This is a genomic window from Streptomyces panacea (assembly GCF_040560175.1).
Classification (GTDB): Bacteria; Actinomycetota; Actinomycetes; order Streptomycetales; family Streptomycetaceae; genus Streptomyces; species Streptomyces panacea.
Window position 1 is genome coordinate 1 of sequence record NZ_JARJHW010000069.1, and the last position, 24,215, is coordinate 24,215.

Sequence of the window (24,215 nt, forward strand, 5' to 3'; positions counted from 1 at the left end):
GTAGACGCGGCCTAGCCTCGCCCGTACTTGCCTGAAGCTGGGCGGATCTGTGTGGTGGGGGGACGGTCCGTGGTGCCTGCCAGCTGTTCTCTGACCATGCGCAGGTGTCCGGCCTCGTAGTAGTCGGCGGCCAGAGTGCGCGACTTTCCTCACGTGTCAGGGGAGGCGTCAATTACACGAGTGGTGTGGTGGGGCAGTGGGGGTCGCTGCTGACTTACCCGATCAGTGGCCAAGCGGAAAGGGTCGCAGGGAGACGGAGGGCCAATCGACTGGGTTCACTTGAAGTCGATGCGCCTCTGTGTGGCATTTCTGGCCTCGATCTTTCGTGAGGGTCGGCCGATGAAGGCGGTGGACCGTTTCGCGTTCTGTGTCTGATGGCCACAGGCCGGGGACCCGGCTGCCGCGTCGGGTGGGCCGGGTTCGACGGCACCGGTCGGGGTGGTGCTGCTCGCGGGGACGGGAACGTGCTGGTCAGCCTGGGGTGGAGAGAGCTTCGAGCCGTGGGTGGGGGGGTGGTGGTCACGTCGGTCCAGGGCCAGTGGCGTGCGAATGGTCAGAAGTCCGGGCAGATGTTCGTGTGCGCGGCTTTCACGACGTTGGCGGCGACCGCGTTGGTCCGGCCCTCGGGGTGAGCGGGGCTCGTCCAGCGCTTCATCGCCACTTCTTCCTGTTTGGCCGTGTCGCCGGGGTAGTCCTTCAGCGAGCGGCAGGTATCCATGGCCCTGCTGACGGCTATGTCTTCCTTGCCGTGCGCGAGGTCGGGATCGATCGTGTCCAGGGCCCTCATGAATGCCGCGCGCTGTGCCGCGTCAGGCTCCGCCGGGTAGCCGAGATCGGCGGCGATGTCGGCCGTCTCTTCGGGCGTCAATGGGTCTTTGCCCACGGTGCCGGACTTCTCGATGGCGGTCCCTTCCGGTTCCGATCCGCAGGCGGTGAGTGCGATGACGAGTACCGCGGCGGCGGCGACGGCTCTGTATGTGGATCTCATTCGGCCTACCTTGTCGGTGTGTCCCGGTGAACCATGGCGATGAGGGACTTCTGTGACGGGCTCGTGACTCTTTTGCTGACGCCGTCAGACGGTAGGTGCCATGTTCTCCGATATGCCGACGAGGCGGCAGGGCGCGGCCGCGGGTGGCGAGTTCGGCGCGGGCGAGGGAGTACAGGGGGTGTCCTCGTTCGTCGAGGCCGGAGCGTTCGAGGTAGCCGCGGGTGACCCAGTTGCATATGGCCTGACGTCGTCGGCGGAGAGTTGGCAGTGCCATTCGGTGGCCGTGGCGGCGGCTGGATACACGTGTTCCGCTAGTGTCCTGCGCCTGAAATCGCGGGCTGGAATTCTTGGCGGTTTGGTGCGGCTGATGGGTTGATTTTGGTGAGGTAGTCGGCGAGAGAGTTGAGGATCTCGTCGGCGGTCTTGGTCCAGGTGAACGGCTTGGGGTTCTCGTTCCATCCGTCGATCCAGGCCCTGATGTCTTGGGCCAGGGCCTTCACGGAGGTGTGCACGCCGCGGCGGATGAGCTTGTCCGTCAACAGGCCGAATCATCGCTCGACCTGGTTCATCCAGGAGGAGCCGGTGGGGGTGAAGTGGACGTGAAAGCGTGGGTGTTTCCCGAGCCACGTCTTGATCTCGGCGGTGTTGTGGGTGGCGTAGTTGTCACAGACCAGGTGGACGTCGAGGCCGGCGGGCACGGCCTTGTCGATCCGGGTCAGGAATTTCATGAACTCGATGGCCCGGTGGCGGCGGTGCAGTGCTGATATGACGCTGCCGTCGGCGATGTTGAAGGCGGCGAACAGGCTGGTGATGCCGTGCCGGTAGCGGTGTCGGCGAGCAGCCGCCAGGCCGTCGGTGTCGACGCGATCGGCCGAACACCCCTGCCTGGTCACGCAGTACGGCCAGATCCGCGACGGCCACACCGCCGTCGGCCAGCATCACCGCCAGGTCGGTAGCGATCCGGCCCGGATCATGTCTGGTCCCACGCGGTCGAAGCGGTCCGAGCGCGGCGGAATACGCGGCGCTCAGCCCGGTGGCATCAGCGAGATCCGCCAGCAGCCGTGCCCCGGCATGACCGACCACCCCCGAGCCATCTGCGCTGACATGGGTCTTGGGAGGCAACCCGAGACCGCGCTCCGCGCCGGGCGGGACATACCCTCCGCACACGCCTCCCGTACGGCCGCCGTGCTCGCCCGCGTGATCTGTCCCCTGCCCGCCGAACTCAACCGCACGGCCACGTCCCTGACGCGCAGGGTCTGAGAAGCCGGCCAACAGGGCACCAGAACTGAACAGCTCGCCGGCCGCGCCCCCAACCGCCGCACCGCAGTGACCATTGAAGGAGCTCATCCCATGTCCGCCGACCGACCCGACGTCCCGTACCTGAACGTCGAGGACCTGCTCGACTCCCCGGACCGCACCGGCGCCGTCATCTCACCTGACGGCTCGAAGTTCGCCTACCTGGCCCCCTGGCGTGACCGCCTCAACGTCTGGATCCAGGATCTCGACGGCGAGGGGGAGGCGCGATGCGTCACCGCCGACTCCCGCCGCAGCGTCCTGCGCTACCACTGGACCGACGACCCGCGCTGGCTGCTGTACGAACAGGACGGCGACGGGGACGAGAACTACCACCTCCACCGCGTCGACCTGGAACACCCGGATGCCGACGCCGTCGACCTCACACCCTTCCCTGGAGCTCGGATCACCGGGTTCGAACTGCCCCCTACCAGGCCCGGCCGCGCCGTCCTGAACCTCAACCACCGCGACCCGGCGGTGTTCGACCTCTACGAACTCCGCATCGCCACCGGCGAACTCACGATGCTCGCCCAGAACCCCGGCGGTTCCAGCGCCCTGGTGTACGCATCCGACGGGACGATGTACGGACACGGACTGAGCGAGGACGGGGACATCGAACTGTCCCGATGGGAACCCGAGTCGGGCGCCATGCGCCGCGTCGCCACCTTCCCCGGCTCCGAACACCCACTGGACCTGCAGCCCTTCCAGCTCACCCCGGACGGCACCGGTGCCTGGGTCAGCTCCTACCGCGGCAGCGAGCACACCCGGGTCATCCACGTCGACCTGAGCACCGGCCGGGAGACCGAGGTCGACAGCCACCCTGGCCTCGACATCGACCCTCGCGCCGCCGTCTTCCCCATCCTGCCCGCGCCGCTGATCCTCGACCGCCGCACCAAGGACCTCATCGGCGTGCGGTACCTCGGCGAACGCGCCGTCATCCGGCCGCTGACCGCCGGCTTCGCCGACATCCTCGACAACCTGCGCAAACTCTCCGACGGCGACGTGGCCGCCCTCTCCTCGGACCGCGAAGGACAGCGCTGGATCGTCTCCTTCAGCCACGACCGCGACCCCGGCGTCACCCACTTCTACGACCACACCACCGGCGAAAGCCGCGTACTGTTCCGCCCCTACCCCCGCCTCGACCCGGCCGCCCTCGCGCCGATGACCCCCGTCACGATCCCCGCACGAGACGGCCTCGAACTCCCCTCGTACCTCACCCTGCCGCTGCACAGGGAACCTGTCGGCCTGCCCATGGTGCTCCAGGTGCACGGCGGACCCTGGCACCGCGACAGCTGGGGCTTCGATCCGACCGCGCAACTCCTCGCGAACCGGGGATACGCGGTGCTCCAGGTGAACTACCGAGGCTCCACCGGATACGGCAAGAGTTTCCTCAAGGCCGGTATCGGCGAACTCTCCGGCGCGATGCACGACGACCTCGTCGACGCCGTCGGCTGGGCCGTGGAGCAGGGCTACGCGGACCCGGCGCGCGTCGCCGTCTTCGGCGGCTCCTACGGCGGGTACGCGGCCCTCGTTGGAGTCTCCTTCACGCCTGACCTCTTCGCCGCCGCCATCGACTTCTGCGGCCCCTCCAACCTGGTGACCGCCTTGCGCAACATGCCGGACTTCGCCAAGCCGTACCTCACCAACAACTGGCACCTGTACGCGGGCAATCCCGAAGACCCCGCACAGGAAGCCGACCTCTGGGCCCGTTCACCGCTCAGCCGGGTGGCCGACATGCGCACCCCGCTGCTGGTCGTCCAGGGCGCCAACGACGCCCGCGTACTCAAGTCGGAGTCCGACCAGATCGTCGAGGCGCTCCGGAACCGCGGTGTCGACGTCGAGTACCTCGTCAAGGACAACGAAGGGCACAGCTTCGCCAACCCGGAGAACAACATCGACATGTACCACGCGGCCGACCACTTCCTGGCCCGTCATCTCCGCGACAGCGAGCACAGGTGACCGAAGCAGAGTCACAGCTACGTCGACGTCAAGATGGGCTACGTCGGCAAGCGCCCGCGCACCTGGGTGGCCCTGAGCGCGGACGGGAGCGCCGCACTCAAGAAGCATGCTGCGGCCCTGCAGCAAATCGTGGCCGCATCCCTTCGCGCTTCGGCGCAGCAACCGGACTCAGAGGCCATCTCATTTGGGTCACTCGGTGCTCTGTGAGTCATGGTGGGGATCGTTGAGCAGCTGGTGCCGGACGAGCTGTGGGAGTTGTTTCAGTGGGTGGTGCCGGAGGCGCGGTCGCGGCCGCAGGGCGGGGATCGGCGTCGGCACGGCGACCGGGAAGCGCTGGCCGTGATCGTCTTCGTGGCCGCGTCAGGTTGTACCTGGCAGCAGCTGCCTTCGGCGTCGTTCGGCCCGTCCGGAGCGACCGCCCACCGGCTGCCGACGACTCCACACACGCATCGAACGCAAGTTCGGCTTCGAGGGATGTCGAGTCTCGGGCGGCTGCCAGATGCTTCATGCCGGCCCGTGTCGGCCCGTGTCGGTCAATGCCGGACCGTGCTGTTTCTACTGGTCAAGCCACTGGTGCTGGTGTCGTTGTGAGGTTTCCCCGAGATGCGGAGCGTGGTGACAGAGGGTCAGATGGGACTCGTGAGAGGAACATCGACCATGGCTGCCCCCAGGAAGTACTCGCTGGAGTTGCGTGAGCGTGCGGTGCGGATGTATCGGACCTCCGACCCGAAGCTGCAGATCAAGAAACTGGCCGTCGATCTCGGCGTGCACCCCGAGGCCCTGCGCGGCTGGATCCGCCAGGCCGAGGCGGACGCCGGCGAGCGCGACGACCGGCTCACCACCGACGAGCGCGCCGAGCTCGCGGCGCTGCGCAAGGAGAACGCCCAGCTCAAGCGGGCGAACGAGGTCCAACGGACGGCCTCGGCTTTTTTCGCGGCGTAGCTCGACCCGACCCGGCCCAGGTGACGGCGCTCGTTGACGAGCACCCGCACCTGGGGGTCGAGCCCGTCCTGCGGGAGCTGAACATCGCCTCCTCCACCTACTACCGCTGGCGCCGTGCCGAGCGCGAGCCGTGCGAACGCGTGTGCCGGGACGCAGAACTCACCGAGCAGATCAAGGAGATCCACGCCGACTCGGATGGGATCTACGGCTCGCCGCGCGTGCACGCCATGCTCAGGCGCGAGGGCGTCCACGTGGGCCGCAAGCGGGTCGAGCGCCTGACGCGCGAGGCCGATATCGCTGGGATCAGCCCGCGCCGCAAGCGCTTCAAACGCCGTGACCCCAAGGCCACCCTGGCCCCGGACCTGGTCCAGCGCGACTTCACCGCACCCGCGCCGAACCGGCTGTGGGTCACCGACCTGACGATGATCGCGACAGGCGAGGGCCCGCTGTGGCTCTCCGCGATCCGGGACGCCTTCTCCCGCCGGGTGGCCTGGGAGACCTCCGCCCCGCGCGGACACCGACCTGGTGCTGTCCACGCTCAAGTACGCCCTCGCTTCCCGCGAGGTCGAGCCCGGACAGCTCATTCATCACGCGGATCACGGCTGCCAATATACGTCGATCAAGCTCACAACCCGCCTGCTGCGAGCGGAAGTTCAGGCAACCATGGGCTCCGTCGGAGACTCCTACGACAACGCCCTCGGGAAAGCCGATGCTCCGTTTCGGTGACGAGGACAACAAGGACATCGAGGAAGGTGACGGCGGCGGTTCCAACCCGTCGCATGGCTGCGGTGACAACGTCGCGGCCCGGTAGGTAGGCGCCACGCGCTCAAAGTCGGCCCTCGGCAATACGCTGGGGGCCGGCTTTCGTTGGCGCAGGCAGCACGCGGAAGAGAGCAGCGAGAGTCCGGGCGTAGATCATGTGACTCATGGATCTCGAAAGAATCGGGGCGTTGGCCACGGCAGCCATCGCAGCCGTCGGCATACCGACAACCCTCGTCCTCGGCCGTTGGCAGCTGCGGGGGGCGCTACGCGGGGCGGAAGAGACTGCTCGCGCCGGTCTGGCCCAAGCAGATGCGAGCTACCGGGCAGCACTTGATGCCGTGCGAGCACAGGGCCAGAACGACCACCTTCAGTGGCGGCGCGGCATCCAGCGAGACGCTTACGCAACCTTCCTCCAATCGGTTCTCAGCTACACCGATACCGCCCGCAACAACTTCGGCGGCAGTATCTCCCGGCTTGATGAAACCCGGAATCACATCACCGCACTGAAAGCCCTGGAAACGGATATGTCGCACAGAGCTTGGGTAGTGCGACTGGAAGGTCCCGACGGAGTTGCCGACGCAGCCATCACCCTTCAACTGTCCGCCAACCTCTCGGTGCTGGTGGACCAACAACACGCACTCCGGATGGCCGCCATGTACGAAATCAATGACCGTGCTCTCGCTCACCCGCACGAGGTGACACGCATCTGGGAGTTGGTCCCCGTCGCGCAGGGCTTCTGGCACACCATCGGTACTCCCGCCATGGAAGACAGCTCAACGGACGTGTTGCAGGAGCTGCGCGATCTGTTCAGCACATGCGAGATATCGGGAGGACTGCTGGCCACTCTCTGCCAGCCGCACGAGCCGACACCTCAAAACGTCACCCCCTTTCGGGACGCCATCAACAACTTCGTTCGGGCGGCGAGTGAGGCACTGCACCCTGCATTGCTTCCCGCCCAATGAACGCGTGGCAGCCGCCTCCGCACGGCTTGGCCGCCGCCGGGGACTCGTACGGCCTGGCACGTCCGTTGTTCACGCCGCGCTGCTCCTCGCCCCACGACTCCGGATCGTCGTCGAACTGCGACTCCGACAGCTATTGACCAGCAAGTCGAGGGCCCCTCGGAGGTCTTCCCACGGGGCCCTCGGCATATCCGGGCTTTTTGCGACCTGGATACCGGAACCTACGCTCGCGCTGCGGCAGCAGCGGCTCCAAGTGATCTCACAGCTCATCCGACACGATCCGCGGCGGTATCCCCACGCCGGGCCGAATGCTCAACTCCCGCCCCAGACACGGCAACCAGGAAGGATCCACCTCATTGTGTTAACGAGCTCGTGCATGGTTAGCGGTGGCGCGTCGAGGACCGCGGGCCGGCGGTTGTAGTCACGTTCGCGTACCGCTCGCCATCGTGGCGCCCTGCTGGAGGGAGAGCAGTCCGGCGACGGCCTGGATGATGTCGCTCGTGCTCACGACGGCCGTGATGGCGGGCGAGGGACCGCCAGTTCTTCATATGGCCGATGCCGTGCTCGACTCGGATACGGCGTGAGGAGTGGGCCTTGCGCTGGCGCTCGCGCATCTCCTCGTACCACTCGGGCGGGTTCTTCTTGAACTTCCGGTGCGGCGGCGTCACCACGCGGCCGCCAGTCTGGGAGCCCAGTCCCTGATATCCGGCATCGGCCAGGATCTCCACGGCGGGGCCGTCGGCCAGGAGCTTGACCAGGCCCAACTTCCGGGCATGTGTGATGTCCGCGCAGCTGGCCGGCTCGGCCGGGCTGCAGAACAGCAGCCGACCGTCGGCATCTGTGACGACCATCGCCTTCACAGCATTCTGCTTGTTCTTCCCGGAGATCAGCTTCTCCCGGCCCTTGCGCCCGGCGGCCGGGCGGCGCACCCGGACCTCGGTCCCGTCGACGATCCCGGTGCGTCCGTCGGCGCCGAGGTGATCGATGACTTCCGCGAGGGTGCGCAGGCGCAGGCCGGGCGCGACGGTGCAGCCCCGTTTCGCCAGCAGGGGACGTACTTCACTGACCGCACGTGTGATGGTGGAGCGGTCGACACCGAACCAGCAGGCCAGCACGTCGTGGGTGGCGCCGTGCCGGAGGTGTACGAGGGTTGCCAACAGGCGGTCCACGAAGACCAGTTTGTGTTTGGCTCCGGCACCCACGGCCCTGCACCGAGGACGCGCAACGAGGGCCGCCTGGTGCCGTTCGTGCCATAACGGGCCGACCTCTGCGACGAGTTCGGAGATCACGTCGGGCGTCAGCCCCGTGATCCGCTGGCTACGGATGATCGCTGTACGAACCCGGTTCCCCACCACACAGATCATGATCAACGATCAAGGTCTCGACGCGCCACCGCTAACCATGCACGAGCTCGTTAGATGATGTCTCAGTTGGCGCGATCGCTTGGTGACCGGCAGGATGCACCGGCGTGGCAGACCCCGAGCTTCAGCGCGTCAACGACATTGCCCTCACTGCGGTGCAGGCTCTGCTAGGGCTGATCTCATCCGATGTGGTGGCGGTAGCGATTGCGGCCGAGGAGGAAAGAGTGCTGCTCTCCTACTGGGTACGTCGCCATACCGCCGAGATCGACGAAGACATCGCCGATGCGATCGGCGACCTGGAGGCGTTTCTCCATCCAGAGACTCCGCTGATCGAACCGCGCGTCATGGTGGGTGTGCCGGACGCGGGCAACACGCAGCCTCACGAGCGCATGATCTATTGGGCCAAGTCCTAGTCCTGCACCGCTCTGCGGCAGCAGACGAGGGTGCGGGCGACACCGACGTAGGCGAGGAAGTGCTCGGCCTTGCGCTCGTAGCGTCGGTGCAGACGACGGCAGCCGTTCAGCCAGGACATCGTGCGCTCGACCAGCCAGCGGTGCCGGCCCAGGCGGCCGGAAGGTTCGATGCCGCGGCGGGCGATGCGTGGCACGATCTGCCGACGGCGCAGCCATCCTCGCAGGTGGTCGAAGTCGTAGCCCTTGTCGGCGTGGAGTTTGGCCGGGCGGCGGCGCCGGGAGCCGTAGCGGGAGCGGATCGGCGGGATGCCGCGCATCAGCGGGATCAGTGCCTGGCTGTCGTAGAGGTTGGCGGCGGAGATACCCACCGAGATCGGCAGCCCGTTGCGGTCACAGATGACATGCATCTTCGATCCGAGCTTGCCGCGATCGGTCGGATTCGGTCCGGTCAGGGGCCCCCTTTGGCCGCCCGGACGCCGGCCGAGTCGATCGCGCAGCGCGACCAGTCCAGCTCGCCGTTCGCGCCGAGCCGGTCGAGGACCACGCGGTGCAGCTTGCCCCAGACCCTCGCCGTGGACCAATCGGTGAAGCGACGGTGGACCGTCTGCCAGGAAGCTCCGAAGATCGGCGGCACTTGCCGCCAGGTCCAGCCGGAAGTAGCGACGAAGATGATCGCGGCCAGCACCGCGCGATCGTCGCACCTCCGGCGGCCTCCGCCCTGGGGACGTCCTGGAGACTCGGGTGCCACGCCCTGGAAGATCTCCCACAGCCCGTCCGGCACCAGGCGCACAACTATGTCAATGCCCACAGCAACAAGCGATCGCCAATCAAGACACCGTCTCGTTCATGATCCTTATTCACGAGCGCCCTTGAAGCCCTACACAGCCAGCCTGCGGTCGAAGTGACCCCACAAACTGAGCGCGTCCAGCAACCCGAGGTTCGTCGCGTTCGAAGGCAATCGCACATCCGACGACCGAGCCCAGGTTCCTTGATCACAACCCCTCGGGCCAGCAGGGGCCAGCAGATGATCATGAAGGGAAGGAAAAAAACCTTCTTAACAGCGAGCGCCCACCTGTTATCGCTGGTCAAACGGGTGAACTTGCGGCGTGGCGCGGTGGGGCGGGTGGGACTCGAACCCACGGCCGACGGATTATGAGTCCGCTGCTCTAACCGGCTGAGCTACCGCCCCTAACGGCGCGTCGCGCACATTTGTGCGCGCCGTCTGCCGCAGCATAGCCGCTCATACGATCTCCTGCCTCGGATGGTCGGCAACGCCTGACCATGAGGACTTCGTCCCGCGTCGGCCGGTTCCAGGAAGCCCGAAGATCACCCGGAAGGCGCTCCCCGAACCGTCCGCGCGCCGTCGGCGGGCGGACGGCGGGCACAAGAAAGAGGACCCCGAGGGGTCCTCTTCCGTGCTTGCTCTCCCGACTGGACTCGAACCAGTAACCTGCCGGTTAACAGCCGGCTGCTCTGCCAATTGAGCTACAGGAGATCGCGCTCCCCCGACTGGACTCGAACCAGTAACCTGCCGGTTAACAGCCGGCTGCTCTGCCAATTGAGCTACAGGGGATTGCTGCGTATGCACCGAACATACCCACCCGGGCTCTGCCGGGCGGCGGACGTTCGCTGCGACACATACATTAGCGCAAGCAGGGGGGTGCTCCGCCAATCGGTATCCCGCCGGGTCACACTGGGTGATCTCGGGCCTGGGGGGTAGGCGGACGTCACGGCTCAAGGTCCGATGCCAACGAACTAACGAAGGGTGGCAGGCCATGCGGCGCCTCACGTTCATCGCGGGACTGGCTGTCGGTTACGTACTGGGTACCAGGGCCGGGCGCGAGCGCTACGAGCAGCTCAAGAAGTCCGCCGGCCGGATCTCGCAGAACCCGGCCGTGCGCAACGCCGCCGAGACGGCCGCGCTGTCCGGGCGTGAGTACGCGGGCAAGGCGTACCACTCGGTCAGCGACAAGGTCGGGGACAAGGTCCCCGGGTCCGTCGCCGACCGGGTCCGGTCGCTGCGCTCGCGCAACCACAACGGTGAGGACGACTGGGGGACCACCAACACCTGACCCGCGGTGCCGGGTGTCCGGCCCCCGGGGTGGTCCCGGACACCGCCGTCGCTTCGCGCGTGCGGCAGAATCGTGCCATGGGAATAGTCGCCGGGTTGGACAGTTCGTCGGGTTCCACGCGCATCGTCGTGTGTGACGCGGACACGGGTGCCGTGCTGCGGCAGGGATACGCGGCACATCCCGTCGAGGCCAAGGCCACCGAGGTCGATCCGCAGGCCTGGCTGCTGTCGCTCGGCGAGGCCGCGGGCGGCGGGCTGTTGGAGGGCGTGGAGGCCATCGGCGTCTCCGCGCAGCAGCACGGGCTCGTGCCGCTCGACCACTCCGGCAATCTCGTACGCCCCGCGCTGCTCGGCAACGACAAGCGCGCGCAGGTCGCCGCCGCCGATCTGATCGACGCGCTCGGGGGGCGGCAGGCCTGGGCCGAGGCCGTCGGATCCGTACCGCAGTCCGGTCAGCCGGTGGCGAAGCTGCGCTGGCTGGCGCGGCACGAACCGGACGCGGCGCGGCGTACGGCGATGGTCCTTCAGCCGCACGACTGGCTGGTGTGGCAGTTGCTCGGCCGGCCCGCCCGGCGGACGACGGACCGGGGCGCGGCGTCCGGTTCCGGCTTCTGGTCGGCCCGCACGGGTGCGTACCGGCCGGATCTGATGGAGCTCGCGCTGGGGCACCAGGCGGCGCTGCCCGAGGTGCTCGGTCCGGCCGAGGCCGCCGGGACCACACCCGAGGGGCTGCTGATATCCGCCGGTACGGGCGAGACCATGGCCGCCGCCTTCGGGCTCGGTGTCGGGATCGGTGACGCGGTCGTGTCGCTGGGCGCCTCCGGGTCGGTGATGACCGTGCACCACGAGGCGCTGGCGGACCCCTCCGGGATGATCACGTCGTTCGCGGACGCCACGGGGATGCATCTGCCGGTCGTCCACACGCTCAACGCCGTACGGGCCCTGCGCGGCACGGCGGAGCTGCTCGGGACCGAGGACCTGGAGGAGCTGTCGGCGCTGGCGCTCAAGTCCACGCCGGGCGCCTCCGGGCTGGTGTTCCTGCCCTATCTGGAGGGCGAGAAGACACCGCAACTGCCGCACACGGCGGGCACGTTGACCGGTCTGCGGCGGGAGTCGATGAAACCGGAGCATTTGGCGCGGGCCGCGTTCGAGGGGATGCTCTGCTCGCTGGCCGACGCGATGGACGTGGTGCGCGGGCGCGGGGTCGAGGTGCGGCGGGTGTTCCTGCTGGGGGCGGCGGCCGGGCTGCCCGCCGTGCGGACGTCAGCGCCGGGGATCTTCGGGGCGCAGGTCGTGGTGCCCGAGCCGGCCGAGTACGCGGCGCTGGGCGCGGCCCGGCAGGCCGCCTGGGCGCTGGGTGTCTCGAAGAACACACTGTCCCCGCACAGCCCGCCCGACTGGCAGGGCGCGGCGGCGCAGGTCTTCGAGCCGGGCGAGGAGGCGGCGGTCGGCGCGGCGGTGCGCCAGCAGTACAGGGCCGCCCGTGAGCAGATCCACCCGGGCGCCTTCTCCGCGGCGCCGGGGGTGTAGAGCTGGGGTTCCGCGGTACGACGCCTCCGGCAGGAGCCCTCCGGGACGACCTCTCCGGTATGACAGTCGTTCTTGACCGGTCCTTTGTGGAAAACCCTTGGGTTCCAGCGGCTGGAGTACCGCAGGATGGGTCCGACCCCCGATCTTGCCGAGCCCGAGAGACAGCACGTGCTGCTACGACTACTCAGAACGCATCTGGTCCCCTACAAGAGAGCCATCGGCCTGCTGGTGGCGCTCCAGCTGCTGCAGACCTGCGCCACCCTCTATCTGCCCACCCTCAACGCCGACATCATCGACAAAGGTGTCGTGAAGGGGGACACGGGCTACATCATGGAGTTCGGCGTTCTCATGATCGCCGTCAGTGTCGCCCAGGTCTTCGGCCAGATAGGCGCTGTCTACTACGGTGCGCGCACCGCCTCGGCCCTCGGCCGTGACGTGCGGGCCGCGATATTCGACCGGGTGCAGAGCTTCTCCGCCCGCGAGGTCGGCCAGTTCGGGGCGCCGTCGCTGATCACGCGTACGACCAACGACGTCCAGCAGGTACAGATGCTGGTGCTGATGTCGTTCACGCTGATGGTGTCGGCCCCGATCATGTGTGTCGGCGGCATCGTCATGGCGCTCGGCCAGGACGTGCCGCTGTCGGGGGTGCTGCTCGCCGTCGTGCCGGTCCTCGGCATCGCCGTGAGCCTGATCGTCAAGCGGATGCGCCCGCTGTTCCGCACCATGCAGACGCGGCTCGACACGGTGAACCGGGTGCTGCGCGAGCAGATCACCGGCAACCGCGTCATCCGGGCCTTCGTGCGGGACGAGTACGAGAAGGAGCGGTTCAAGGGCGCCAACACCGGTCTCACCGACATGCAGTTGGCGACCGGCCGGCTGATGGCGCTGATGTTCCCGGTCGTGATGACGGTCGTCAACGTGTCGTCGGTCGCCGTCGTCTGGTTCGGCGCGCACCGCATCGACAGCGGCGGGATGCAGATCGGGGCGCTGACCGCGTTCCTCGCGTATCTGATGCAGATCGTGATGGCCGTGATGATGGCCACCTTCATGTTCATGATGGTGCCGCGCGCCGAGGTGTGCGCCGAGCGCATCGAGGAGGTGCTGGACACCAGGTCGAGCGTCGTTCCGCCGAAGGATCCGGTGCGGACGCTGCGCCGGCACGGTCATCTGGAGGTGCGGGGCGCGGAGTTCCGCTACCCGGGGGCCGAGGAGCCGGTGCTCCGCGAGGTGTCACTGACCGCGCGACCGGGCGAGACGACCGCCGTCATCGGCTCGACCGGCAGCGGCAAGTCGACCCTGCTGGGGCTGGTTCCCCGGCTGGTCGACGCGACGGCCGGCGAGGTGCTGGTCGACGGCGAGGACGTACGCGGTCTCGATCCGGTCCTGCTGGCCAAGACGGTCAGTCTCGTGCCGCAGAAGCCGTATCTCTTCTCGGGGACGGTGGCGACGAATCTGCGGTACGGCAATCCGGACGCGACCGACGAGGAGCTGTGGCACGCGCTGGATGTCGCGCAGGCCAAGGAGTTCGTCACCGACCTGGAGGGCGGGCTGAACGCGCCCGTCGCGCAGGGCGGCACGAACGTCTCCGGCGGGCAGCGCCAGCGCCTGGCGATAGCGCGCACGCTGGTGCAGCGGCCGGAGATCTATCTGTTCGACGACTCGTTCTCCGCGCTGGACTACGCGACGGACGCCGCGCTGCGCGCCGCGCTGTCCCGTGAGACGGCCGAGGCGACGGTGGTGATCGTCGCCCAGCGGGTGGCGACCATCCGCGACGCCGACCGGATCATCGTCATGGACGAGGGCCGGGTGGTCGGTGAGGGACGTCATCACGAGCTGATGGCCGAGAACGAGACGTACCGGGAGATCGTGCTCTCCCAGCTGACCGAGGCGGAGGCGGCCTGATGAGCGGTCCTGGTGGACGCATGATGGCGGCCGGCGCGGGTGCTCCTACGCAGCGGTCGATGGACTTCAAAGGGTCGAGCAAGCGGCTGCTGCGGCAGCTGGCGCGCGAGAAGATCACTCTGTGGTGGATGCTCGCCGCGGGTGTGCTGAGCGTGGCCGCCTCGGTGGTCGGCCCGAAGATCCTCGGCTCGGCGACCGACCTGATCTTCGCGGGTGTCGTCGGCCGGCAGACGCCGGGCGGTGTCAGTAAGGAGGACACCGTCTCGCGGCTGCGGGACGAGGGCGACGGCGGGCTCGCCGACCTGCTCTCCGGGGTGGACTTCACGCCGGGGCAGGGCATCGACTTCGACGCGGTCGGCCGGGTGCTGCTGGTGGCACTGGCGGTGTACGTCGCGGCGGGGCTGCTGATGCTGGTCTCGACGCGGCTGTCGATCCGGGTCATCAACCTCACCATCTACCGGATGCGTGAGGACGTACAGGCCAAGCTGTCGCGGCTGCCGCTGTCGTACTTCGACCGTCAGCAGCGCGGTGAGGTGCTGAGCCGGGCGACGAACGACGTCGACAACATCTCGCAGACCCTCCAGCAGTCGATGGGCCAGCTCATCAACTCGCTGCTGACGATCGTCGGCGTCCTGGGCATGATGCTGTGGATCTCGCCGCTGCTGGCGCTGGTCGCGGTGGTGACTGTGCCGCTGTCGGTGCTGGTGGCGACGAAGGTCGGCAAGCGCTCGCAGCCGCACTTCGTGCAGCAGTGGAAGTCCACGGGCACGCTGAACGCGCATGTCGAGGAGATGTACACGGGGCACGCCCTGGTGAAGGTCTTCGGGCGGCAGGACGAGTCGGCGCGGGCGTTCAAGGAGCAGAACGACGCGCTGTACGAGGCGGGCTTCAAGGCGCAGTTCAACAGCGGGATCATGCAGCCGCTGATGTTCTTCATCTCCAACCTCAACTATGTGCTGGTGGCGGTCGTCGGCGGGCTGCGTGTCGCGTCGGGCACGCTGTCCATCGGCGACGTACAGGCGTTCATCCAGTACTCGCGCCAGTTCTCGATGCCGCTGACGCAGGTGGCGTCGATGGCCAACCTCGTCCAGTCCGGGGTCGCGTCCGCCGAGCGGATCTTCGAACTGCTGGACGCGGACGAGCAGGAGAAGGACGCGCCGTCGGCCGAGCGCCCGCACGAGCTGCGGGGGCGGGTGGCGCTGGACAACGTGGCGTTCCGCTACGAGCCGGACAAGCCGCTCATCGACGACCTGTCGCTGTCGGTCGAGCCCGGCCAGACGGTCGCGATCGTCGGCCCGACGGGCGCCGGCAAGACGACGCTGGTCAATCTGCTGATGCGGTTCTACGAGGTGACGGCCGGGCGGATCAGTCTGGACGACATCGACATCTCCACCATGTCGCGTGAGGACCTGCGGTCCCGAATAGGCATGGTCCTCCAGGACACCTGGTTGTTCGGCGGCACGATCGCGGAGAACATCGCGTACGGCGCGGCGCGCGAGGTCACCCGGGAGGAGATCGAGGAGGCTGCACGGGCGGCGCACGCGGACCGTTTCATCCGGACGCTGCCCGACGGGTACGAGACCGTGATCGACGACGAGGGGTCGGGTGTCAGCGCGGGCGAGAAGCAGCTGATCACGATCGCGCGGGCCTTCCTGTCGGACCCGGTGATCCTGGTGCTGGACGAGGCGACCAGCTCGGTGGACACCCGTACCGAGGTGCTGATCCAGAAGGCGATGGCCCAACTGGCGCACGGGCGGACGAGCTTCGTGATCGCGCACCGGCTGTCCACGATCAGGGACGCGGACGTGATCCTGGTGATGGAGAGCGGCGCGATCGTCGAACAGGGCACGCACGAGGGGCTGTTGGCGACGAAGGGCGCGTACGCGCGGCTGTACGCGGCGCAGTTCGCGCAGGCGGTCGCGGAGGTGGACTAGGGCCTGTGCCGGGACGGGTCGCGGGCGCGGCCCGTCCCGGCCCGGTCCTCAGTCCAGGTAGCCGCGCAGTTGGTCTGCGAACGCGTGGTCGCGGAGTTTGCTCAGGGTCTTGGACTCGATCTGCCGGATCCGCTCGCGCGTCACACCGAAGATCCGCCCTATCTCCTCCAGCGTGCGCGGGCGGCCGTCCGCCAGTCCGTAGCGGAGCTGGACGACCTTGCGTTCGCGCTCGCCGAGCGTGGAGAGGACCGCCTCCAGATGCTCGCGGAGCAGCAGGAAGGCCGCCGACTCGACGGGTGAGGCCGCGTCGCCGTCCTCGATCAGGTCGCCGAAGGCGACATCGTCCTCCTCGCCCACCGGCGCGTGCAGCGAGACGGGTTCCTGGGCGAGCCGCAGGACCTCGCCGACCCGCTCGGCGGTCAGCTCCAGCTGGCCCGCGACCTCTTCGTGGGTCGGTTCGTACCCTCGTTCCTGGAGCATGCGGCGCTGGACGCGGACGACGCGGTTGATCAGCTCGACCACATGGACGGGGACCCGGATCGTCCGGGCCTGGTCGGCCAGCGCGCGGGACATCGCCTGGCGTATCCACCATGTCGCGTAGGTGGAGAACTTGTAGCCGCGCGCGTAGTCGAACTTCTCCACGGCCCGGATCAGGCCGAGGTTTCCCTCCTGGACCAGGTCGAGCATCGTCAGTCCGCGGCCGACGTAGCGCTTGGCGACGGAGACGACGAGCCGCAGATTGGCCTCGATCAGCCGGCGTTTGGCCATCCGGCCGAGCACGACGAGCCGGTCGAGGTCGAGGGCGAGCTGGGAGTCCAGGTCGGGGGTGGAGCCGAGTTTCTCCTCGGCGAAGAGTCCGGCCTCGACGCGGCGCGCGAGGTCCACCTCCTCGACGGCGGTGAGCAGTCGGATCCGTCCGATCTCCCGCAGATACTGCCGGAAGAGGTCGGACGAGGGCCCGCCGCTGTCGGCCTTGCCGCGCGGTCCGACGCGTTCCGGGATCTCGGGGAGGTCCACCGGGTCCTCGGTGACGGTCTCCGGGGCGGGCTCGGGGGTCGCCTCGGAGGTCGCCTCGGGGTGGTGCGCGGCACGGCTCCGCGGTGGAACCGCCGACGCCGGCTCGGTCTCGGTCTCGGTCAGGGTCTGGGTCTGCACGGGGGCGGCCTCCAGGGTGATCGCTGCCGGATCGGGGGCGTGCGGCAGCGGGACGTGAGCGGCCGGGCCGCCGTCAGTCCCGTACACGATGAGCGGATCCGCGGGGGTGAGAGGTCCACCGTGGGTGGACCGGCCGCGCTCCGAGAACACAGGCACCGCTGCCCAGTGTGGCGTACGGCACAGGGCCGCCACGAGAGGTGTGCGGGGACTTTCTGAGTCCCGTGCGTAACCGGGCGGTTACCCAAGGATGTTTAAAACAGGGGGAGTTGGGGCGCGGTGGGGGTGGAGTGTTGACGGGGACACCGCGAACACGGGGCCGCCGCCGGACGCGCTCCCCGCGACCGGGGACGGGCCACGGCCCACGAGCCGCGCGCCCCCGCCACGGCTCTACAGCGCGGCGGCTCCGCTGTTGCGCAGCGACTGGCGGTACTGCTGGAGCACCCACAGCTCGTTCTGTACGGCCTGGTGGCGCTCGGCGTCCTCGCCCGTGCCCAGGCGGGCCAGCGTGCCCGTGACGTCGTGGATGCGGATGTCGACGGCGCGCAGCCGGACCCGGACCAACTGCTCCCCCGCGTACGCCTCGTCGATCGTCTTGCCGTGGAACACCTCCACCGCCAGCTCCGTGACGAGAGCGCGCACCGCGTCGTTCGGCGCGGCCTCGCGGACCCCCGCCAGATACTCGGGCGCCGAGGCCATGCCCTGCTCGGCGCCGCCCGCGTCCTCGACGGCCCGGCGGACCGCCGCGTACGGCGGGGCGGTGAACTCGTCCACGCCGTAGGCGTCGAAGGCCGGGGAGACCAGCTCCGGCCGCTGGAGGGCGAGCTTCAGCAGCTCGCGCTCGGTGCGGTGGGCGGGGCTGCGGAGGTTGAGCGCGGGGCCGGAGAGGGCCGGGGACCGCCCGGAGTCGTACGAGGACGACGGGCCGCCCGGTCCGCCGCGGTCGGCCGTCTGGCCCGCCGGACCCGCCGGTCCGCGTCCGCCCCGGTCGCGCGCCCAACGCGCCATCTGCGCGACGCGCTTGACCACGAACTGGGTGTCCAGGATGCCGAGGATGCCGGCGAGCTGGACGGCGACCTCGTGCTGCGACGCGCCGTTCTTGATCCGGGCCACGATGGGGCCCGCCTCGTCCAGCGCGGACGCGCGGCCCGCCGGGGTCTCCAGGTCGTACCGGGACACGATCTGGCGGATCGCGAACTCGAAGAGGGGTGTGCGCGGTTCCACCAGGTCCTGGACCGCCGCGTCGCCCTTGCTGAGCCGCAGTTCGCACGGGTCCATGCCGTCGGGCGCGATGGCGATGTACGTCTCGGCGGCGAACTTCTGGTCGTCCTCGAAGGCGCGCAGCGCGGCCTTCTGGCCCGCCGCGTCACCGTCGAAGGTGAAGATCACCCGCGCGCTGCCGTTGTCCATCAGCAGCCGGCGCAGGATCTTGATGTGGTCGGTGCCGAAGGCCGTGCCGCAGGTGGCGATGGCGGTGGTGATCCCCGCCAGATGGCATGCCATCACGTCCGTGTACCCCTCGACCACCACCGCCCGGCTGGCCTTGGCGATGTCCTTCTTGGCGAGGTCCACCCCGTACAGCACCTGCGACTTCTTGTAGATCGCGGTGTCGGGGGTGTTCAGATACTTCGGCCCGTTGTCGTCGTCGCGCAGCTTGCGCGCGCCGAAGCCGACGACTTCGCCCGAGATGTCGCGGATCGGCCACATCAGCCGGCCCCGGAACCGGTCGATGGGACCCCGGCGGCCGTCCTGGGAGAGCCCGGCGAGCAGCAGTTCCTTGTCGCTGAAGCCCTTCCCGCGCAGGAAACGGGTCAGATGGTCCCAGCCCGCCGGGCTGTAGCCCACCCCGAAGTGCTCGGCCGCCGCCTGGTCGAAGCCCCGCTCGGCCAGGAATTTCCGGCCGATCTCGGCCTCTTCGCCACCGAGCTGCTCGACATAGAAATCGGCCGCCGCCTTGTGCGCCTCCACCAGCCGGATGCGCTCGCCCCGCTGGTGGGTGGGGTTGTACCCGCCTTCCTCGTACCGCAGGGTGATGCCCGCCTTGGCGGCGAGGCGCTCGACCGTCTCGGAGAAGGAGAGATGGTCGATCTTCATCACGAAGGCGATGGTGTCTCCGCCCTCCTGGCAGCCGAAGCAGTGGAAGAGACCCTTGCTCGGACTGACCTGGAAGGACGGGGACTTCTCGTCGTGGAAGGGGCACAGGCCCTTCATGTTGCCGCCGCCGGCGGGGCGCAGTTGCAGGTACTCGGACACGACGGTGTCGATCGGGACCGCGTCCCGAACCACCTTCACGTCGTCATCGTTGATCCTGCCTGCCACGCCAGAATCCTACGGGCCCGCGCCGACAGTCCCTTACGCCCGGTCCTCGGACCGCTCAGCCCCCGAGCGTGTCCAGCGGCACCGTCGGGTCGGCGAGGGCGTCGAGATCCTGCTGGGCACCGGATCGGATGAGCCGCTGGATGTCGCCGGTGACGTCCCACACGTTGACGTTCATCCCCGCGAGCACCCGGCGGTCCTTGAGCCAGTAGGCGATGAACTCCCGCTTTCCGGCGTCGCCGCGCACCACGACCTGGTCGTAACTGCCGGGCGGCGCCCAGCCCGAGTACTCCAGGCCCAGGTCGTACTGGTCGGAGAAGAAGTACGGCAGACGATCGTACGTCACGTCCTGGCCGAGCATCGAGCGGGCGGCGGCGGGGCCGCCGTTGAGCGCGTTGGCCCAGTGTTCGACGCGCAGCCTGTCGGCCGGCAGGTCGGTGCCGGGCAGCGAGAACGGGACGGAGGCCACGTCGCCCGCCGCGTAGATGTCCGGGTCGGAGGTGCGCAGGGCCAGGTCGACGGCGATGCCGCCGCCGTGCTCGCGGCCCACGAGGTCGAGACCGGCGGCCTCGGCGAGCCCCGTACGGGGCGCGGCGCCGATCGCGGCGAGCACGTCGTGCGCCAGGTGCTCCTCACCGTCGTCGGTACGGACGGAGAGGACCATGCCGTCCTGGCCGACGATCTCGGTGAGCCGGGCGCCGAAGTGGAACCGTACGCCGTGCTCGCTGTGCAGTTCGGTGAAGAGCTGCCCCAGCTCCGGGCCGATGATCTGGTGGAGCGGGGTCGGGTGCGGTTCGACGACGGTGACCTCGGCGCCGTACCCACGCGCGGCAGCGGCGACCTCCAGGCCGATCCAGCCGCCGCCCGCGACGACCAGATGGCCGTTGTCGCGGCCGAGGGCGGCCAGGACGTGGCGCAGCCGGTCGGCGTGGGCGAGCCTGCGCAGATGGTGGACGCCGACGAGGTCGGTGCCGGGGATGTCGAGGCGGCGAGGTTCGGAGCCGGTGGTCAGGAGCAGCTTGTCGTAGCGCACGGAGGTGCCGTCGCCGAGGTGGACGCAGCGGGATTCGCGGTCGATCCCGGTGACCGTCTGGCCGAGGTGGAGCTCGACCCGGTGCTGGGCGTACCAGGCGGGTTCGTGGACGAAGACGCTGTCGCGCTCCTCCTTGCCGGTCAGAAAGCCCTTGGACAGCGGGGGGCGTTCGTAGGGGTGGTCTCCTTCGTCCCCGATGACGATCACTCGGCCGGTGAATCCGTCGGAACGCAGGGTTTCCGCGGCCTTCGCCCCGGCGAGCCCACCACCGACGATGACGAATGTCCGATGTGCGTCGACCACTTGATGCCTCCTCGTTGCGCTGCCGCCATCTGTGAGCGTCCCGCACGGAGCGTGATGGCGAAAGAGGGGAGGCTCCACGGGCATGGTTCCGGCTTGATGTGGCTACCTTGCTACACGCGTCACCCCCTGGCGGGGCGGCTCGGCCCGCTTCGGCCGTTGGCTGAATATGACGGGTGCGGAATGCGGGGCGCCCATGCGCGAACCACGGCGGTCAGGTGCGGCCCGTGAGTGCCGTGTGGAGGGAGCGCGCCGCGGCATCGGTGAGGGAGGCGATCTGGTCGACGATCACGCGCTTGCGGGCGCGGTCGTCGGGGACCGTCTCGAAGAGCGCGCGGAACTGGGGATCCAGCCCGTCGGGGGCGCGGGCCGTCAGCGTCCGGGCGAGTTCGGCGAGGACGATGCGCTGGTCCGCGCGGAGGGATTCCTGGTCGGCGCGCTGCATCACATAGCGGTGGGCGACGGCTTTCAGTACGGCGCACTCGTCGCGCGCCTCGCGCGGGACGACCAGTGAGGCGCCGTAGCGGGTGAGCCGCCCGGTGCCGTACTCCACCCGGGTCGCGCCCTCGGCGGCGAGACAGAACCGGCCGATGAGCTGGCTGGTGGCGTCCTTGAGCCCGGCCTGGGCGACGGCCGTCCCGTCGTAGCCGTGCGGCCACCACTCCTCGGCCATGAGGCGGTCGAGCGCGGCGGCCAGTTGGTTCGGGTCGGTGTCGTGCGGTACGTAGCGGCCGATCGCGACCGCCCAGATCTCGTCCCGTTCGGGCCCGGAGAGAAGCATCCTCGGGTCGACATGGCCGGCGTGCAGGCCGTCCTCGAAGTCGTGCACCGAGTACGCGACGTCGTCGGCCCAGTCCATGACCTGTGCCTCGAAGCAGGTGCGGTTCGGCGGGGCACCGCGCCTGGCCCATTCGAAGACCGGCAGGTCGTCCTCGTACACGCCGAACTTCACCGAGCCGGGGTCGGTGGGGTGGGCGCCCTGCGGCCAGGGGTACTTCGTCGCGGCGTCGAGTACGGCGCGGGTGAGGTTGAGGCCGACGCTGACGAGGCGGGCGCCGCCGCCGGCCCCCGCTCCGGCTTCGACGGCCGCCTCGGCCCGGGGCGGGGTGATCGCCGGGGGCACCGAGTCGGCGCGGACGAAACGCTTCGGCTCGATGCGGGTGAGCAGGCGCAGCGACTGGGCATTGCCCTCGAAGCCGCCGCAGTCCTTCGCGAAGTCGTTCAGCACCTGTTCGCCGTTGTGGCCGAACGGCGGATGGCCCATGTCGTGCGAGAGGCACGCCGTCTCCACGAGGTCCGGGTCGCAGCCGAGCGCGGCACCGAGTTCGCGGCCCACCTGGGCGCACTCCAGGGAGTGCGTCAGCCGGGTGCGCGGGCTGGCGTCCCACTCCAGGCTCTGCGAGCCGGGGGTCACCACCTGGGTCTTGCCGGCGAGACGGCGCAGGGCGGAGGAGTGCAGGACGCGGGCGCGGTCACGCTGGAAGGCGGTGCGGCCGGGGCGCTTGTCGGGCTCGGCCGAGAAACGCGCGGTGTCCGCCTCGTCGTAGGCGCGGTCGTCGTGAGGTGCGGTGATGCCTTCCATGCGTCGAAGGTAACCGGCCCGGCTCCCCGGCACGCCCGCGCGTCGTCGTAGCGGCGCAGGACGAGGCGGGCCAGGTCCGGGTGGTCGCCGAGCGGGGCCGCGGCGATCCAGGGCGCGTGGGCGGCCGAGCGGGTCGCGAAGTGGCCGGGCGCGGTGAAGTACGACGCCAGGGCGATACGGCTCCGCCCGCGTGCGGCCAGTTCCCGTACGGCGTCGGGGACGGTGGGCGCGGCGGCCGACGCGTACGCGGGGACGACCGGCACTCCGCCGAGCCGCGCGCTCAGCAGCGCGGCCGTACGGCGGGTGGCGGCGGCCGACCGCGGGTCGCGCGATCCGGCGGCGGCGAGTACGACGCCGGTGTCGTGCGCGCGGTCCGCCTCGTCACGCCAGCCGGCCTCCACCAGGCGCGCGTGCAACGTCTCGACCAGCAGCGGGTGCGGGCCGAGCGGCGCGGCGATCGTGGTGCGCAGCCGGGGCGCGGCGGCGGCGGCGCGCGGCAGGTCGTGGCCGACGTGGTGCCCGGGCCCGAGCAGCAGCGGTACGAGCACCGCCCGGCCGTCTCCCAAGGAGGCGAGCGTGTCGGTGAGGGACGGCTGCTCGATCTCGATGTGACCGAGCCGGACGGTGAGGCCGGGCCGCTGCCGTTCGACCCGTCGCAGCAGGGCCCTGACGGTGCGCAGGGCACGGGGGTCACGGCTGCCGTGGGCGACGGCGACGAGCGTGGGCGCGGAGGTGTGCGGCTCATCCATGGGCCGATCCTGTGGGGCGGACGTTGCCGGGTGGTTGCCGGGTGTGTCGCGGAGGTTTTCGGGGTGCTCACAGGCGGGAGGGGGGCGGTGCGAACTCTTCGGCCGCGCCGATCGTCCTACGGAGTACGTACGGATGATGGGGGCTCATGTTCAAGCCGAAGATGCCGGGCAGGCCGAGGATGCCGGGCAGGCCGACGGTGGCACGGCTGCGCAAGCTGCGGCTGCCGAGGTTGCGGCTGCGGCTGCGGCTGCCGACGACGCGGCGGGGGCAGCGGCGTGGGGTGCAGGCCGTGATGGTCGGGTGCGTGCTGGCGCTCGTGCCCGCGACATGGCTGTACATGAGCGCCGACGCCCATGTCCGTACCGTCGCCGACGTACCCGCGCGGGATGTCGCGGTCGTCTTCGGGGCCGGTCTGCGCGACGACGTGCCGTCGCCCTATCTGGCGCACCGCCTCGACGCCGCAGCCGAGCTGTACGAGGAAGGAAAGGTGAAGGTCGTGCTCGTCACCGGGGACAACAGCCGGGAGGAGTACGACGAGCCGGACGCCATGCGGACGTATCTGACGGCGCGTGGGGTGCCGGACGACCGGATCGTCAGCGACTTCGCGGGCTTCGACACGTGGGACAGCTGCGTCCGGGCGAAGAAGATCTTCGGCGTCGAGCGGGCGGTGCTGGTGACGCAGGGCTTCCATGTGCGGCGCGCGGTCGCGCTCTGCCGGGCGGCGGGGGTCGATTCGTACGGTGTCGGGGTCGCCGAGCGGCGTGACGTCACCTGGTACTACGGCGGGGTCCGGGAGCTGGCGGCGGCGGGGAAGGCGGCGCTCGACGCGGCGACGCGGCCCGATCCGCACTTCCTCGGCCCGGTGGAGACGGGCGTGAGCGAGGCGCTGGCCGGGTGACCGTGCCGCCCGGACCGCGGCCTCACAGCGCCGGGGCGTCGCCCGGGAGGTGCGCGTGTCGGGGGCGTAA

General features: G+C 69.4%; 16 protein-coding genes, 3 tRNA genes and 5 pseudogenes. 11 read left to right on the forward strand and 13 right to left on the reverse strand.

What is annotated here, in order from left to right; all coding sequences use genetic code 11:
- Positions 1-553: 553 nt before the first annotated feature.
- Together P3L51_RS18085 and P3L51_RS18090 are read right to left on the reverse strand one after the other, a co-directional pair.
- Positions 554-988 carry a hypothetical protein gene (locus P3L51_RS18085; RefSeq protein ID WP_354606280.1) on the reverse strand — a complete coding sequence of 145 codons (435 nt, stop codon included), beginning with the start codon at positions 986-988 and terminating at the stop codon, positions 554-556.
- 311 nt (positions 989-1,299) lie between these two features.
- Positions 1,300-1,818: pseudogene (locus P3L51_RS18090) on the reverse strand (IS630 family transposase); the annotation flags it as partial.
- A gap of 520 nt (positions 1,819-2,338) precedes the next feature.
- On the opposite strand from P3L51_RS18090, the gene P3L51_RS18100 reads away from it, so the two are divergent.
- The 5 genes and pseudogenes from P3L51_RS18100 to P3L51_RS18120 all read left to right on the forward strand — a co-directional run bounded on the left by P3L51_RS18100 (position 2,339) and on the right by P3L51_RS18120 (position 6,906).
- Positions 2,339-4,240 (forward strand): S9 family peptidase, encoded by a 1,902-nt coding sequence (locus P3L51_RS18100; RefSeq protein WP_354606281.1) that lies wholly within the window; start codon positions 2,339-2,341, stop codon positions 4,238-4,240.
- 210 nt (positions 4,241-4,450) lie between these two features.
- Positions 4,451-4,666, forward strand: a pseudogene (locus P3L51_RS18105) (transposase); the annotation flags it as partial.
- Positions 4,667-4,897: 231 nt separating this feature from the next.
- Entirely contained in the window at positions 4,898-5,182 is a 285-nt protein-coding gene (locus P3L51_RS18110; RefSeq protein ID WP_354606282.1) for a transposase, read from the forward strand.
- Positions 5,183-5,322: 140 nt separating this feature from the next.
- Positions 5,323-5,490 (forward strand): annotated as a pseudogene (locus P3L51_RS18115) (IS3 family transposase); the annotation flags it as partial.
- 618 nt (positions 5,491-6,108) lie between these two features.
- Positions 6,109-6,906 (forward strand): hypothetical protein, encoded by a 798-nt coding sequence (locus tag P3L51_RS18120; RefSeq protein ID WP_354606283.1) that lies wholly within the window; start codon positions 6,109-6,111, stop codon positions 6,904-6,906.
- A 196-nt stretch (positions 6,907-7,102) separates the two neighbouring features.
- On the opposite strand, the pseudogene P3L51_RS36005 reads toward P3L51_RS18120, so the two are convergent.
- Positions 7,103-7,240: pseudogene (locus P3L51_RS36005) on the reverse strand (IS5/IS1182 family transposase); the annotation flags it as partial.
- A gap of 43 nt (positions 7,241-7,283) precedes the next feature.
- The gene (locus tag P3L51_RS18125) at positions 7,284-8,267 is read right to left on the reverse strand and encodes a transposase family protein (RefSeq protein WP_354606284.1); all 984 of its coding nucleotides are present in this window, start codon (positions 8,265-8,267) and stop codon (positions 7,284-7,286) included.
- A gap of 104 nt (positions 8,268-8,371) precedes the next feature.
- Between P3L51_RS18125 and P3L51_RS18130 the strand changes: the two genes are divergently transcribed.
- Positions 8,372-8,677 (forward strand): MafI2 family immunity protein, encoded by a 306-nt coding sequence (locus tag P3L51_RS18130; RefSeq protein WP_354606285.1) that lies wholly within the window; start codon positions 8,372-8,374, stop codon positions 8,675-8,677.
- Here the strand turns inward: P3L51_RS18130 and P3L51_RS18135 are convergent.
- The 4 genes from P3L51_RS18135 to P3L51_RS18150 all read right to left on the reverse strand — a co-directional run bounded on the left by P3L51_RS18135 (position 8,674) and on the right by P3L51_RS18150 (position 10,250).
- A protein-coding gene (locus P3L51_RS18135) for an IS5 family transposase (protein ID WP_354606300.1) occupies positions 8,674-9,473 on the reverse strand; the annotation gives its coding sequence in 2 pieces (ribosomal slippage) (positions 8,674-9,128 and positions 9,128-9,473; 801 coding nt in all). The two genes, P3L51_RS18130 and P3L51_RS18135, sit on opposite strands and share 4 nt — an antisense overlap.
- 319 nt (positions 9,474-9,792) lie before the next feature.
- Positions 9,793-9,866 (reverse strand) — tRNA-Ile (locus P3L51_RS18140).
- 233 nt (positions 9,867-10,099) lie between these two features.
- Positions 10,100-10,172 (reverse strand) — tRNA-Asn (locus tag P3L51_RS18145).
- Positions 10,173-10,177: 5 nt separating this feature from the next.
- Positions 10,178-10,250 (reverse strand) — tRNA-Asn (locus tag P3L51_RS18150).
- A 202-nt stretch (positions 10,251-10,452) separates the two neighbouring features.
- Here P3L51_RS18150 and P3L51_RS18155 point away from each other — a divergent pair.
- From P3L51_RS18155 to P3L51_RS18170, 4 genes are all read left to right on the forward strand, one after another.
- Positions 10,453-10,749 (forward strand): YtxH domain-containing protein, encoded by a 297-nt coding sequence (locus P3L51_RS18155; RefSeq protein WP_354606286.1) that lies wholly within the window; start codon positions 10,453-10,455, stop codon positions 10,747-10,749.
- Between the two features lie 77 nt (positions 10,750-10,826).
- Positions 10,827-12,278 carry a xylulokinase gene (locus P3L51_RS18160; protein WP_354606287.1) on the forward strand — a complete coding sequence of 484 codons (1,452 nt, stop codon included), beginning with the start codon at positions 10,827-10,829 and terminating at the stop codon, positions 12,276-12,278.
- Positions 12,279-12,446: 168 nt separating this feature from the next.
- Positions 12,447-14,180 (forward strand): ABC transporter ATP-binding protein, encoded by a 1,734-nt coding sequence (locus tag P3L51_RS18165; protein ID WP_354606301.1) that lies wholly within the window; start codon positions 12,447-12,449, stop codon positions 14,178-14,180.
- Complete coding sequence (locus P3L51_RS18170) at positions 14,180-16,114, forward strand: ABC transporter ATP-binding protein (RefSeq protein WP_354606288.1); 1,935 nt, start codon at positions 14,180-14,182, stop codon at positions 16,112-16,114. The genes P3L51_RS18165 and P3L51_RS18170 overlap by 1 nt, the downstream gene beginning before the upstream one ends.
- Positions 16,115-16,162: 48 nt before the next feature.
- Here P3L51_RS18170 and P3L51_RS18175 read toward each other — a convergent pair whose 3' ends face one another.
- The 5 genes and pseudogenes from P3L51_RS18175 to P3L51_RS18195 form a co-directional block, all read right to left on the reverse strand.
- On the reverse strand, positions 16,163-17,425 hold the full coding sequence (locus tag P3L51_RS18175; protein WP_354606289.1) for an RNA polymerase sigma factor: 1,263 nt from the start codon (positions 17,423-17,425) through the stop codon (positions 16,163-16,165).
- A 231-nt stretch (positions 17,426-17,656) separates the two neighbouring features.
- Entirely contained in the window at positions 17,657-19,585 is a 1,929-nt protein-coding gene (gene dnaG, locus P3L51_RS18180) for a DNA primase (protein ID WP_354606290.1), read from the reverse strand.
- Between the two features lie 55 nt (positions 19,586-19,640).
- Positions 19,641-20,918, reverse strand: a complete 1,278-nt coding sequence (locus tag P3L51_RS18185; protein WP_354606291.1) for an NAD(P)/FAD-dependent oxidoreductase — start codon at positions 20,916-20,918, stop codon at positions 19,641-19,643.
- A gap of 211 nt (positions 20,919-21,129) precedes the next feature.
- Positions 21,130-22,497, reverse strand: coding sequence for a deoxyguanosinetriphosphate triphosphohydrolase (locus P3L51_RS18190; RefSeq protein WP_354606292.1), 1,368 nt, complete (start codon positions 22,495-22,497; stop codon positions 21,130-21,132).
- A gap of 32 nt (positions 22,498-22,529) precedes the next feature.
- Positions 22,530-23,246 (reverse strand): annotated as a pseudogene (locus P3L51_RS18195) (sirohydrochlorin chelatase); the annotation flags it as partial.
- A 179-nt stretch (positions 23,247-23,425) separates the two neighbouring features.
- Between P3L51_RS18195 and P3L51_RS18200 the strand changes: the two are divergent.
- Positions 23,426-24,145 (forward strand): SanA/YdcF family protein, encoded by a 720-nt coding sequence (locus P3L51_RS18200; protein WP_354606302.1) that lies wholly within the window; start codon positions 23,426-23,428, stop codon positions 24,143-24,145.
- Positions 24,146-24,215 lie beyond the last annotated feature (70 nt).

Excerpts from the sequence above, each read along its gene's own strand:
- P3L51_RS18110 (WP_354606282.1), top strand. The coding sequence starts at position 4,898 with ATGGCTGCCCCCAGGAAGTACTCGCTGGAGTTGCGTGAGCGTGCGGTG.
- P3L51_RS18155 (WP_354606286.1), top strand. The coding sequence starts at position 10,453 with ATGCGGCGCCTCACGTTCATCGCGGGACTGGCTGTCGGTTACGTACTG.
- P3L51_RS18170 (WP_354606288.1), top strand. The coding sequence starts at position 14,180 with ATGAGCGGTCCTGGTGGACGCATGATGGCGGCCGGCGCGGGTGCTCCT.
- P3L51_RS18100 (WP_354606281.1), top strand. The coding sequence starts at position 2,339 with ATGTCCGCCGACCGACCCGACGTCCCGTACCTGAACGTCGAGGACCTG.
- P3L51_RS18085 (WP_354606280.1), bottom strand. The coding sequence starts at position 988 with ATGAGATCCACATACAGAGCCGTCGCCGCCGCCGCGGTACTCGTCATC.
- P3L51_RS18200 (WP_354606302.1), top strand. The coding sequence starts at position 23,426 with ATGCCGGGCAGGCCGACGGTGGCACGGCTGCGCAAGCTGCGGCTGCCG.
- P3L51_RS18160 (WP_354606287.1), top strand. The coding sequence starts at position 10,827 with ATGGGAATAGTCGCCGGGTTGGACAGTTCGTCGGGTTCCACGCGCATC.
- P3L51_RS18120 (WP_354606283.1), top strand. The coding sequence starts at position 6,109 with ATGGATCTCGAAAGAATCGGGGCGTTGGCCACGGCAGCCATCGCAGCC.
- P3L51_RS18190 (WP_354606292.1), bottom strand. The coding sequence starts at position 22,497 with ATGGAAGGCATCACCGCACCTCACGACGACCGCGCCTACGACGAGGCG.
- P3L51_RS18125 (WP_354606284.1), bottom strand. The coding sequence starts at position 8,267 with ATGATCTGTGTGGTGGGGAACCGGGTTCGTACAGCGATCATCCGTAGC.